This is a genomic window from Burkholderia sp. AU17457, from assembly GCF_002223255.1.
Taxonomy (GTDB): domain Bacteria; phylum Pseudomonadota; class Gammaproteobacteria; order Burkholderiales; family Burkholderiaceae; genus Burkholderia; species Burkholderia sola.
The window spans coordinates 626,784-639,854 of record NZ_NKFB01000004.1; the positions used below are offsets into that span (position 1 = coordinate 626,784).

Consider the following 13,071-nt stretch of genomic DNA (forward strand, 5'->3'; position numbering starts at 1 on the left):
CTCCTCGGCAACGCGCCCGCCGTGCGCCGGCGTGCGGATCAGAAGTTGTACTGCACGTAGAACTGGTGGAAATTTATACCAGGATTCGGCTCTTTGATACCCGCGTTAGACACATGTTGGAAACGGTAACCCACCTGATACTGTTGCCGTTCGCCGAACTGCGCGCCGACGCCGACGACGTCCGCGAACTGGAACGATGTCGACAGCGACAGATTGTTCGAGATCGTTGGATGCGTGAGGAACCGGATGCCGGCGCCGGCTTCGACGAACGGACGAACCTGGCCCGCGCTCTTGATGAAACGGAACATCGGCGTCGCGCCGAATTCACCGATGTTGGCGTGCACGTTGCCGCCGGTGTGCCAGTAGCCGACATGGCCTTCCATCACGAACGCGAAGTGCCAGCCGCCGATTTCCCACCAGTTCCAGCCCGGATCCCAGACCACGCCGAGATCGGCCTTGTCGATCCCGTGGCGATCGGAAAAGCCGCCGCCCGCCTGGATCCCCCATCGGTCCGCGAAAGCCGCACCCGATCCGCCCAGAAGAGACGCTGCCAGCATCGCATGCAGCACCAGCCGGCTGCGGGGCCGGCGATTCTTCTTATTGTTCATCTGACACTCCAACTTTGTGGGTTGAATGGAGCCTGCGGCAACGGCCGGGGCCCGAGCGAACTGAATGGTATGGTAAAGGACTTTTCGAATCGGCATCACGAAGCGAAATGGCTTGCTTCCAAAACGACAAAAATCGAAATCGTCTACTGATTCCTATCAGAAACAACGGCTTACGGAACTTCATGGCCGAGCCCCTGTCGCAGAATAGACTATCGGTTCGACCCATCCGATAGAAAAATGGGGAACTCCGATGCCCCCGCCCGCTCTAAGGAATTAGCACTCGTATTGCGGGAGTGCTAAGATGACCACGGAATCTCATCCGAGACCGGGGTTTGTCCCTGATTCCAAAGGAGTTTTTAGTGAGCAACGCCCTGACCCTCCCGAACACCCTGAGCCCGACGCCGGCCAAGGCCGAATCGGCAGGCTCGCTGGCGCTCGCAGCCCAATCGATGTTGCCCGGCCAGCTCGGCAACATCGACGCGTACATCCAGGCCGTCAACCGCATTCCGCTGCTGACCGCCGAGGAGGAACGCCGGTATGCAACCGAATTCCGCGAAAACAACGACCTCGACTCGGCGCGGCGCCTGGTGCTGTCGCACCTGCGTCTCGTCGTGTCGATCGCGCGTAACTATCTCGGCTACGGCCTGCCGCACGGCGACCTGATCCAGGAAGGCAACATCGGCCTGATGAAAGCGGTGAAACGGTTCGACCCGACGCAAAACGTGCGCCTGGTGTCGTATGCGATTCACTGGATCAAGGCCGAGATCCACGAGTACATCCTGCGCAACTGGCGCATGGTGAAGGTCGCGACGACGAAGGCGCAGCGCAAGCTGTTCTTCAACCTGCGCAGCCACAAGAAGAGCATGCAGGCGATGACGCCCGAGGAAATCGACGGCCTCGCGCAGGAGCTCAACGTCAAGCGCGAAGAAGTCACGGAGATGGAAACGCGCCTGTCGGGCGGCGACATCGCGCTCGAGGGCCAAGTGGAAGACGGCGAGGAATCGTACGCGCCGATCGCCTACCTGGCCGACTCGCACAACGAGCCGACCGCCGTGCTCGCCGCGCGCCAACGCGACATGTTGCAGACGGACGGCATCGCGCAGGCGCTCGACGCGCTCGATGCGCGCAGCCGCCGCATCATCGAGGCGCGCTGGCTGCAGGTCGACGACGACGGCTCGGGCGGCTCGACGCTGCACGATCTCGCCGCCGAATTCGGCGTGTCGGCCGAACGCATTCGCCAGATCGAGGCGAGCGCCATGAAAAAGATGCGCACCGCCCTCGCCGAATACGCCTGAATCCCGGCGACCTAAAGCGCCTCATCGAAAACCGCTGCCCGACCGGCAGCGGTTTTTTTTCGTCCAGTTTCCCCGTGCTTTTCGGCCGTTTCGCTCTCCGTTTTTGCGTCGATTAATTGAACTGATTCATCGGGCATTACGCCATTTGCGGCGCCCTTCCGCATAACCTTGATCCACCTCAATTTTTACCCCCTGTTTCGCGACGGTCTGCCGCAGCGCAGCACTCGGCATCGGAAAGCAGTCCTTTTAAAATTGGCATGTCAGGCGCAAAAGGATTAAAACAGCTTCACGGCCGTCATAAATCCGACGTAAAGTCGCCCCCAATCCGACGTAAATCGATTCAGGATAATCGCCTTGATCTCGATCAATAAAGAGCCTGCGCCGCCTTCGCGGCCGGCCGGCACGATCGGCTGGCGCGCACGCATCGCCGCATGGGCACGCGGACCCACCCTCGCCCGCGACATCACCCTGGTGCTGATCGTCAAGCTGATCCTCCTGATGTCGCTCAAATACGCATTCTTCAATCATCCGCAGGCCGAGCACATGTCGTTGCCGCCTGCCGCCGTGGCCGAGAAGCTGCTCTCGGCGCCGGCGCCTGCATCTACCGAGGGAGACCATCATGATAAGTAGCGAAGTCGTCGATCTGTCACGTCTGCAGTTCGGCATCACGGCGCTCTACCACTTCCTGTTCGTGCCGTTGACGCTCGGCCTGTCCTGGCTGCTCGTCATCATGGAAGCCGTCTACGTGATGACCGGCAAACAGGTCTACAAGGACATGACCCAGTTCTGGGGCAAGCTGTTCGGCATCAATTTCGCGATGGGCGTGACGACCGGCATCACGCTCGAATTCCAGTTCGGCACGAACTGGTCGTACTACTCGCACTACGTCGGCGACATCTTCGGCGTGCCGCTCGCGGTCGAAGGCCTGATGGCGTTCTTCCTCGAATCGACGTTCGTCGGCCTGTTCTTCTTCGGCTGGAACCGCCTGTCGAAGGTCAAGCACCTGATCGTCACGTTCCTCGTCGCGCTGGGCTCGAACCTGTCCGCGCTGTGGATCCTCGTCGCGAACGGCTGGATGAACAACCCGGTCGGCGCCGAGTTCAACTACCAGACGATGCGCATGGAGTTGACCAGCCTGTTCGACGTGCTGTTCAACCCGGTCGCGCAGGTGAAGTTCGTGCATACCGTGTCGGCCGGCTACGTGACGGCCGCGATGTTCGTACTCGGCATTTCGTCGTGGTACCTGTTGAAGAAGCGGGACATCGACTTCGCGCTGCGCTCGTTCGCGGTCGCGGCCGGCTTCGGCCTCGCGGCCACGCTGTGCGTGATCGTGCTCGGCGACGAATCGGGCTACACGACCGGCGAAGTGCAGAAGATGAAGCTCGCCGCGATCGAATCGGAATGGGAAACCCAGCCGGCGCCGGCGTCGTTCACGCTGATCGGCATCCCGAACCAGAAGGAAGAGCGCACCGACTACGCGATCAAGATCCCGTACGCGCTCGGCCTGATCGCGACGCGCTCGATCGACGAGCCGGTGATCGGCCTGCGCGAGCTCGCGAAGCACAGCGAGGAACACATCCAGAGCGGGATGGTCGCGTACGGCGCATTGCAGAAGATCAAGGAAGGCGACAAGAGCGACACGACCCGCGCGCTGTTCGACCAGCACAAGCAGTATCTCGGCTACGGACTGATGCTCAAGCAGTTCACGCCGAACGTGATCGATGCGACGCCGGAGCAGATCAAGGCCGCCGCGAAGAAGACGATCCCGCCGGTCGCGCCCGTGTTCTTCTCGTTCCGGATCATGGTGTTCCTCGGCTTCCTGTTCCTCGCGACCTTCGTCGCCGCGTTCTGGTTCTGCGCGCGCCGGCAACTGCTGCAGGACAACCGCCGCTGGTTCCTGCGTTATGCGCTGTGGGCGATCCCGCTGCCGTGGCTCGCCGCGGAATTCGGCTGGGTCGTCGCCGAGCTCGGCCGTCAGCCGTGGACGATCGCGGGCATCCTGCCGACGCATCTGTCCGCATCGAGCCTGACGTCGACGGACCTGTACCTGAGCCTCGCCGGTTTCATCGCGTTCTACACGGTACTGTTCGTCATCGAGATCAAGCTGATGTTCAAGTACGCGCGCCTCGGCCCGTCGTCGCTGCATACCGGCCGCTATCACCACGAACTCGCCGCCGCCGGCGAGCGGGCCGCAGTCTGAGCACGCCCTCGCAACCGAACAAGGAATCGCTATGGACTATGCAACTCTCAAGCTGATCTGGTGGGTGCTCGTCGGCGTGCTGCTGATCGGCTTCGCCGTCACCGACGGCTTCGACATGGGCGCGACCGCGCTGCTGCCGTTCCTCGGCAAGACCGACGACGAGCGCCGCATCATCGTCAACACGGTCGGCGCGACGTGGGAAGGCAACCAGGTGTGGCTGATCACGGCCGGCGGCGCGATGTTCGCGGCCTGGCCGCTCGTCTACGCGGCGTCGTTCTCCGGCTTCTACTTCGCGATGCTGCTCGTGCTGTTCGCGCTGTTCTTCCGGCCGGTGGGCTTCGACTACCGCAGCAAGCGGCCGGACCCGCGCTGGCGCGCGGGTTGGGACTGGGGCCTGTTCGTCGGCGGCTTCGTGCCGGCGCTCGTGTTCGGCGTCGCGTTCGGCAACTTGCTGCAGGGCGTGCCGTTCAAGTTCGACAGCGACCTGCGCGTGACCTACTACGGCGGCTTCTGGGCGCTGCTGAACCCGTTCGCGCTGCTGTGCGGGCTCGTCAGCCTCACGATGCTCGTCGCGCACGGCGCCGCGTTCATCAAGATGAAGACCGACGGCGCGATCGCGCGCCGTGCGTCGATCGCGCTGCGCGTCGCGTCGTTCCTCGCGGTCGTGCTGTTCGTGCTGGCCGGCGTGCTGGTGGCCTCCTACATCGGCGGCTTCCACATCACGCATGCCGCGCCGACCGACACCGTCGCGAACCCGCTGCTCAAGGACGTCGCCGCGGGTTCCGGCCTGTGGCTCGCGAATTACGGCGACTATCCGTGGATGATCGCCGCGCCCGTCGTCGGGATCGCGGGCGGCGTGCTCGCGCTGCTGCTCGCCGGCTCGAAGCAGGAAAAGACGGCGTTCTTCTGCACGGGCCTGATGATCGTCGGCGTGATCCTGACCGCGGGCTTCTCGATGTTCCCGTTCATCATGCCGTCGTCGCTCGACCCGCGCAGCAGCCTGACCGTATGGGACTCGACGTCGAGCCACATGACGCTGCAGGTGATGCTGTTCGCGGTGATCGTGTTCCTGCCGATCGTGCTGCTCTACACCGGCTGGGTGTATCGCGTGATGCGCGGCAAGGTCACGCACCAGACGCTCGAGGAGAACAAGCACTCGATGTATTGACGCATTGAACCCGGTCGGGGCGCGCGGGCGCCCTCGCCTACCGTTTCGCAAGGAGTCTGACCATGTGGTATTTCAGCTGGATTCTCGGTATCGGCGTCGCGCTGTCGTTCGGCATCGTCAACGCGATGTGGCTCGAAGCGCGGCAGAAGACGCAGGAAGCGTCCGTGCGGGCGCGCCGCGACTGAACGCGTGACGCATGCGGCCGCTCGATCCCGCGGTCGCCGTCCAGAAGGAAAGAACCTCGCTTCGCGCGAGGTTTTTTTTCGCCCTGGCCGCGCCGGGAGGCGGCGTACATCGATGCCAATTTAGCGCCAGATTGATACCACTTGAATACCAATAAAAGGTTTCATAAGATCGTTGGACACGGCCGCTGACAGGCCGATTCCTTCTGGGTGGGGGAGACATGCGATTTCCGTGTGTGGCGTGCGCCTGCGCGCCGTTTCGACTTCCGCGTGCCGCGGCTCGCGCCGTCGGCCACGGCCGCCTCGTCGCCGCGGCGAACGCCGTGGGCCGCCAATGAATCCGCGCACGCCGACGCCCCGATCCGATCGGCACGCGTGCCCGCCTCCCGTTCCGTAACGCACGCTCCCGCGTGCCGAATGCGCGCGGTGCAGCCGCATCGCCCCGCGCATGGGTATCTCCCGCAGCTCCACTGAAAGACCCGATCGCAGCGACGTCGCGTCACGACGCCGCCATGTCCTCTTTTTCTCAGGAGTTCGAATTGAAGCGCACCTTGCCATCCCTCATTGCCGGCCTGCTGATCGCGGTGCTGTCGCCCGCTGCGATCGCCGCGGCACCTGCGCCGGCCGCCGTTGGCGCGCCCGCCGGCACCGCGCAAGCGGCCAGCCTCGCGACGCAGCTGTCGAACGGCCTCGCGTTGCGCGTCGCCGTCGACAACAACCACGCGGGCGCGGCCGGCGTGCCGTGCGCCGATCTCGGCGCCGACGGCGCCGCCTGCGCGACGGGCCGCCTGATCCTGCAGAACCGCGGCCACCAGGCGATCGCCGACGGCGGCTGGAAGCTCTACCTGCACAGCATCCGCCGCCTGCTGCGGATCGATCGCCCCGGCTTCGCGCTGCGGCGGCTCACCGGCGACCTGTACGAACTGACGCCGCAGCCGGGCTCGGTGCGGCTCGCGCCCGGCGAGCGCATCGAGCTGCCGTTCGTCGCCGAATACTGGCTGCTGCGCTACAGCGACGTGATTCCGCGCCCGTATGTCGTCGTCGACGGCGCGCCGCCGGCCGTGCTGCGCTACAACGACACCGACAACGAGCTGCGCTACGTCGAATCGCTGCCGGCCGACGCGCAGAACAACTCGACCGGCAATGCGCCGCCGGTGGCCGCACGGCCCGATCCGGGCCGTGCGTTGCCGAGCGTGAAGCGCGAACTGCCGCTGCCCGGCACGCTCGAGCTGCGCGGCGTCGAACTCGCGCTGCCGGATCTGCCTGACGCGCAGGTCGCGGCGCTGCGCGAGCGAGCGACGACCCTCGGGCTCGACGGCGCACGCGTGCCGGTGCGCGGCTTCGTCGCACCGCGCCGGCTGCCGGCCGACCTCGCGACACCGGGCGGCTACCGGCTCGCGATCGGGCCGCGCGGCGTGCTGATCGAAGGCTACGATCGCGCGGGCCTCTACTACGGCGTACAGACGCTCTACTCGCTCGCGCCGGCCGGCGGCGGCCCGATTCCGGCGATGCTCGTCGAGGACGCGCCGCGCTTCGCGCATCGCGGGATGCACGTCGACCTCGCGCGCAACTTCAAGCAGCCGGCGACACTGCGTCGCCTGATCGACCAGATGAGCGCGTACAAGCTCAACCGCCTGCACCTGCATCTGTCCGACGACGAAGGCTGGCGCATCGAGATTCCCGGCCTGCCCGAGCTGACCGAGATCGGCTCGCGCCGCTGTCACGACCCGGGCGAGACGCGCTGCCTGCTGCCGCAGCTCGGCTCCGGCCCCGACAACCGCTCGGGCGGCGGCTACCTGACGCGCGACGACTACGTGGCGCTCGTGCGCTACGCGGCCGCGCGCTTCGTGCAGGTCATCCCCGAGATCGACATGCCCGCGCACGCCCGCGCGGCCGTCGTGACGATGGAGGCGCGCTACCGGCGGCTGCACGCGGCCGGCCGCGAGCAGGAAGCGAACGCGTATCGGCTGCTCGACCCGCAGGACACGACGAACCTGACGACGGTGCAGTTCTACGACCGGCGCAGCGACCTGAACCCGTGCGTACCGGGCGCGCTCAACTTCGCGTCGAAGGTGATCCGCGAGATCGCGGCGATGCACGCGGACGCGCAGGCGCCGCTGCAGACCTGGCACTACGGCGGCGACGAAGCGAAGAACATCTTCCTCGGCGGAGGGTTCCAGCCGCTGAACGGCACCGACCCGAACAAGGGGCGCATCGACCTGGCCGCGCAGGACAAGCCGTGGGCGCGTTCGCCCGCGTGCACGGCACTGCTCCAGCGCGGCGAGATCAAGTCGATCGACGAGCTGCCGACGCGTTTCGCGAAACAGGTGAGCGCGGCCGTCAACGCGAACGGAATCGGCACGATGGCCGCGTGGCAGGACGGCATCAAGCACGCGAACGGGCCGCAGGATTTCAGCACGCGCCACGTGATGGTGTCGCTGTGGGACACGATCTTCTGGGGCGCGTCGGACAGCGCGCGCGACCTGAGCGGCAAGGGCTACCTGACGGTGCTCGCACTGCCCGACTACCTGTACTTCGACTTCCCGTACACGCTCAATCCGCGCGAGCGCGGCTACTACTGGGGCTCGCACGCGACCGACGAGTACAAGGTGTTCTCGCTCGCGCCGGAGAACCTGCCGCAGAACGCCGAAGTGATGGGCGACCGCGACGGCAACGCGTTCGAGGTGACGGGCACGGGCCCCGCGCCGCGCATCGAAGGCATGCAGGGCCAGGCGTGGGGCGAGGTGATGCGCAACGACACCTTCCTCGAATACATGACCTACCCGCGGCTGCTCGCGCTCGCCGAACGCGCGTGGCACCGGGCCGACTGGGAGCTGCCGTATGCGGCCGGCGTGCGCTTCAAGCGCGGCGACACGCACCACGTCGACGTCGCCGCGCTGCAGCGCGACTGGGCCGGCTTCGCGACGCTGCTCACGCAACGCGAATTGCCGAAGCTCGAGCGCGCCGGCGTCGGCTACCGGAAGCCGACCTTCACGCTGACGAATCCGTGAACGGCTGAAGGCATCCGGTCATGCGCGGGGCGGGCAAGCGCATCGCCCGCCCCAAAGAAAACGGCTTGCGACGCGTACGTCGCAAGCCGTTGTTCTTTTGACGGCCGGCCCGGATCCGCCACGCGGATCGATCAGGCCGGCTTCACCGCATCACGCCGGTTGCGCAGCCGCCCCGCCGCCGGACGGCGGCAGGCGCGCGCCGAGCTGTTCGGCATAGCGTGCCGCCGCGTTGCCGCAGACGATGTGGAACGTGTCGAGCGACACCCATGCGACGTCGAGCGTGCCGAGACGCTCGCGATCGACCGCCGACGGATCGCGCACGACCACGCGCAGGCGCGTGGTGGCCACCGCATCGAGCGACACGACGTTGGTCGCGCCGCCGAACACCGCGAGCCAGCGGGTCGGTTCCGGATCGAGCGGGCCGGCGGCCGCGCCCGTGACAGGCTGCGCGGCGGCGGCCGGCGCCGTTGCTGCCGCACCGGTCGCGCCGCTGCCGATCGCGGCACGCATTTCGTCGGCGATGATGTCGGCCTCGGGCCCGATGATCACCTGCACGCTGTTGCCGCCGCGCTTGAGCACGCCGCGTGCGCCGATCGACTTCAGTTCCGGCTCCGATACCTTTTCCGGATCGACGACGGTCAGGCGCAGGCGCGTCGTGCACGCGTCGACGACCGACAGATTGGCCGCCCCGCCGAGCGCGGCGATGTAGCGTTGCGCGCGCGGTGCGGCAGCCGTTGCCGCCGCGCCCGGTGCGACGAAGCCGCCCGATGCGTACGATTCCGTGGCCGCGTCGGTCGATGCCGGTTCACGGCCCGGCGTGGCCATGTTGAACTTGCGGATGAAGAAGCGGAACAGCCCGTAGTACGCGACGCCGTACGCGATGCCGAGCGGGATCGCGATCCAGCCCTTCGTCGACAGCCCGTAGTTCAGCACGTAGTCGATCGCGCCGGCCGAGAACGTGAAGCCGAGCTTCACGCCGAGGATCTGGCAGATCGCGAGCGACAGCCCCGTCAGCACCGCGTGGATCACGTACAGCACCGGCGCAAGGAACATGAAGCTGAATTCGATCGGCTCGGTCACGCCGGTCAGGAACGACGTCAGCGCCATCGAGAACAGCAGGCCGCCGACCATCGCGCGGCGCTCCTTCGGCGCTTCGTGCAGCATCGCGAGACATGCGGCCGGCAGGCCGAACATCATGATCGGGAAGAAGCCGGCCATGAAGGTGCCCGCGGTCGGGTCGCCCGCGAAGAAGCGGTGCAGGTCGCCGTGCACGATCTCGCCGCCGGCGGGCGGCGTGAAGTTGCCGAACACGAACCACGCGAGCGAGTTGATGATGTGGTGCAGGCCGGTGACGAGCAGCAGGCGGTTCAGGAAGCCGAACACGAACGCACCGATCGCGCCCGCCGTCGTCAGCCACTGGCCGGCCGCGTCGATCGCATGCTGGATCGGCTGCCACACGTACCCGAACGCGATGCCCAATATCACGCAGACCAGCCCCGTGATGATTGGCACGAACCGCTTGCCGCCGAAGAACGCGAGGTAGTCCGGCAGCTTGATGTCTTTATAGCGGTTGTACAGCAGGCCCGCGACGACACCCGCGATGATCCCGGACAGCACGCCCATGTTCAGCTTGGGATCGATGTCCTTCATGATCGCGGTTTCGATCAGGTAGCCGATCGCGCCCGCGAGCGCCGCCACGCCGTTGTTGTCCTTCGCGAAGCCGACCGCCACGCCGATCGCGAACAACAGCGGCAGGTTGTCGAAGATCGCGCCGCCGGCGTCGGCGATCATCTTGATGTTGAACACGTCCGGCTGGCCGAGCCGCAGCAGGATGCCGGCGACCGGCAATACCGCGATCGGCAGCATCAGCGCCCGCCCCAGGCCCTGTATTTTCAGAAACGGATTCCCGTCCATTCGATCCTCCAATCCATGTCTCGTCGTTAAGCGTCGTTGACCTAATTGCTTTCGTAGTAAAACGGGTCGCGTGCCCGCCGCCGACGTTCAGTCGAGCGGCCAGACCTCGCGGCTTGCTGCCCTTACCGCCTGTGCCGAATCGAGCGCGAGCAGGTCCTGCGCGCGCTGACGGCACAACTGGTAATCGAGACGGCGCACACGCGCCTTGATGCCCGGCACCGACACCGGATCGACCGACAGTTCGGTCACGCCGAGGCCCACCAGGACCGGCACCGCGAGCGGATCACCGCCGAGCGCGCCGCATACGCCGACCCACTTGCCGTGCTTCGCGGCGCCGCGCACCGCGATGTCGATCAGGCGCAGCACGGCCGGATGCAGGCCGTCGGACTGCGCGGCGAGATCGGCCTGGCAGCGGTCCATCGCGAGCGTGTATTGCGTGAGGTCGTTGGTGCCGATCGACAGGAAATCCGCGTGCCGCGCGAGCTGGTCGGCCAGCAGCGCGGCCGACGGCACCTCGATCATCACGCCGACCTCGATCGGCTCGGTGCGGCCCTGCGCGTGCGCGAATTCGTCGATGCGCTTTTTCAACCGCACGAGTTCGCCCGCGTCGGTCACCATCGGCAGCAGGATGCGCACCGCGCCGAACGGCTTCACCGCGAGCAGGCCCTGCAACTGATCGTCGAGCAGATCGGGGCGCACCTGCGCGAGACGGATGCCGCGCAGGCCGAGCGCCGGGTTCGGTTCGGGCGGCAGCGTCAGGTAGTCGACTTCCTTGTCCGCGCCGACGTCGAGCGTGCGGATGATCGCCGTGCGGCCCTGCAGCGCGTCGACGATCGACTGATAGCTCTGCTGGTGCTCGACCGCCGTCGGCGCGGCCTGGCGATGGATGAACATCAGTTCGGTACGCAGCAGGCCGACCGCGTCCGCGCCGTTGTCGACCGCGGTGTTCGCGTCGTCGAGCGTCGCGATGTTCGCGGCGACCTCGATCGCGCGGCCGTCGACGGTCGCGGCCGCAACACCTGCCAGTTGCCGGTTCGCCTCGCGCACGCCGTCCAGGCGCTGGCGCTCGTGCCGCGCGCGCTCGACGTCGAGCGCGGTCGGCGCGTGTTCGAGCCGGCCCGCGCTCGCATCGACGACGACCTGCGTGCCGTCTGGAATCGCGTACAGCGCATCGCCGACCGCCACCAGCGCCGGGATGCCGAGCTGCCGCGCGATGATCGCCGCGTGCGACGTCGCGCCGCCGCGCGCCATCACGAGCGCGGTCACGCGTTCGCGATCGAGCGACGACAGGTCGGACGGCGTGAATTCGTCGGCCGCGAGCACGGCTTCGTCGGGCAGTGCGCGCGCGGCGCCGTTCGTGTGACCGAGCGCGCGCAGCACGCGCTTCTCGATATCGCGCAGGTCGGCCGCGCGTTCGGCGAGCAGCGCATCGTCGAGCTTCGACAGCGTGTCGATCTGCGTGCGGATCGTCGCCCGCCATGCGAAGCCCGCGCCCTTGCCGAGGCTGATCAGGTCGCGCGCCGCGTCGACGAGCGTCGGATCTTCCAGCAGCACGCGATGTACCGCGAAAATCCCCGCCTCGCCGACCGCACCGCGCGCCGATGCATTGCGCACCGTTTCGCCGAGTTCCGCGTCGACCGCCTTCAGCGCCTGGTCGAGGCGGCGGCTTTCCGCGGCCGGCGTGCCGGACGCCTGCTCGGGCGGCACGATGTCCGCATCGTCGAGACGCACCAGCGTGCCGACCGCGATGCCGGGCGCGGCGCACACGCCGGCGAGCGTGTTCGGGTCGATTGGTGCGCCATCGCGCGGCGCGCCGGCGTGGCGTGCGACCGTCTGCGGCGCGGGCGACGTCAGCCGCGCCGGCTTTTCCTCCACTTCGCCGTGCGCTTCGCGCAGCAGCTCGCGCTCGACCGCGTCAACGGCCTGCTGCGCATGTGCGCCGCGGCCGACCAGTTCGACCGTCGCGCCTTCGCCGGCGCCGAGACCGAGCAGGCCGACGACGCTCGCGATCGACGCCTTGCGGCCGTCGAACAGCACGTCGACGGTCGCGTCGAACCCGCGCGCGGCTTCCCGCGCCCGTGCAGCCGGCCGTGCATGCAGGCCGCCCGGCTGGGCGAGCACGATCTCGCGGCGCACTTCGTTGTGCGCGGCCGCGCCGGCCTGCGCCGCCTGCGCGGCGGCTTCGCCCTTGCCGCGCAGCGCGAGCAACGGCGTCTCGCCGGCGGTCGCGAAACCGCTCGCGCGATCGACGACCTCGAACGCGTCGGAATTCGCGATCGCGATCACCGACACGAGCGAATGGGCGTTTCGCGCCACCGCGTCCTGGTCGAACTCGATCAACAGCGCGCCGGCTTCGACGCGCGCGCCGGCTTCGACGTGCGCGATGAAGCCCTGCCCGTTCAGCTCGACGGTGTCGATGCCGATGTGCAGCAGCACTTCCGCGCCGTGCGGCGTCGTGATCGTCACCGCATGGCCGGTGCGCGCGAGATGCGACACGACGCCCGCGCACGGCGCGACGAGCCGGCCCTCGAGCGGGTCGATGCCGATGCCGTCGCCGAACATCCCGCCGGAGAACACCGGATCGGGCACGTCGGCCAGCGGGACGATCGGCCCCGTCAACGGGCTAAGCAGGACGATCTGATCGTGGTTGGGGCTCTTCAACTGGGATTCCTCGGCGCGTCTCATCGGCTTTC

General features: G+C 67.2%; 9 protein-coding genes. 6 read left to right on the forward strand and 3 right to left on the reverse strand.

Translation table 11 applies throughout. From position 1 onward, the window contains the following. Positions 1–38: 38 nt before the first annotated feature. Positions 39–608 (reverse strand): acyloxyacyl hydrolase, encoded by a 570-nt coding sequence (locus CFB49_RS15260; RefSeq protein ID WP_069620268.1) that lies wholly within the window; start codon positions 606–608, stop codon positions 39–41. A 359-nt stretch (positions 609–967) separates the two neighbouring features. Between CFB49_RS15260 and rpoH the strand changes: the two genes are divergently transcribed. The 6 genes from rpoH (at position 968) to CFB49_RS15300 (ending at position 8,464) form a co-directional block, all read left to right on the forward strand. Continuing rightward, entirely contained in the window at positions 968–1,903 is a 936-nt protein-coding gene (rpoH, locus tag CFB49_RS15270; RefSeq protein ID WP_069620267.1) for an RNA polymerase sigma factor RpoH, read from the forward strand. A 348-nt stretch (positions 1,904–2,251) separates the two neighbouring features. After that, on the forward strand, positions 2,252–2,533 hold the full coding sequence (gene cydP / locus CFB49_RS15275) for a cytochrome oxidase putative small subunit CydP (RefSeq protein WP_175683011.1): 282 nt from the start codon (positions 2,252–2,254) through the stop codon (positions 2,531–2,533). Further along, positions 2,523–4,103, forward strand: coding sequence for a cytochrome ubiquinol oxidase subunit I (locus CFB49_RS15280; RefSeq protein ID WP_089491683.1), 1,581 nt, complete (start codon positions 2,523–2,525; stop codon positions 4,101–4,103). The genes cydP and CFB49_RS15280 overlap by 11 nt, the downstream gene beginning before the upstream one ends. 31 nt (positions 4,104–4,134) lie before the next feature. Further along, entirely contained in the window at positions 4,135–5,271 is a 1,137-nt protein-coding gene (gene cydB / locus CFB49_RS15285) for a cytochrome d ubiquinol oxidase subunit II (RefSeq protein ID WP_069620264.1), read from the forward strand. A gap of 62 nt (positions 5,272–5,333) precedes the next feature. Next, complete coding sequence (cydX, locus tag CFB49_RS15290) at positions 5,334–5,456, forward strand: cytochrome bd-I oxidase subunit CydX (RefSeq protein WP_060733353.1); 123 nt, start codon at positions 5,334–5,336, stop codon at positions 5,454–5,456. 509 nt (positions 5,457–5,965) lie between these two features. Continuing rightward, positions 5,966–8,464: a family 20 glycosylhydrolase gene (locus CFB49_RS15300; protein WP_373453184.1), complete on the forward strand. Its 2,499-nt coding sequence runs from the start codon at positions 5,966–5,968 to the stop codon at positions 8,462–8,464. Positions 8,465–8,614: 150 nt separating this feature from the next. Here the strand turns inward: CFB49_RS15300 and nagE are convergent, their stop codons facing one another. Then, positions 8,615–10,378 (reverse strand): N-acetylglucosamine-specific PTS transporter subunit IIBC, encoded by a 1,764-nt coding sequence (nagE, locus tag CFB49_RS15305; RefSeq protein ID WP_089491686.1) that lies wholly within the window; start codon positions 10,376–10,378, stop codon positions 8,615–8,617. Between the two features lie 87 nt (positions 10,379–10,465). Then, positions 10,466–13,063 carry a phosphoenolpyruvate--protein phosphotransferase gene (gene ptsP / locus CFB49_RS15310; RefSeq protein ID WP_089491687.1) on the reverse strand — a complete coding sequence of 866 codons (2,598 nt, stop codon included), beginning with the start codon at positions 13,061–13,063 and terminating at the stop codon, positions 10,466–10,468. Between the last annotated feature and the right edge of the window lie 8 nt (positions 13,064–13,071).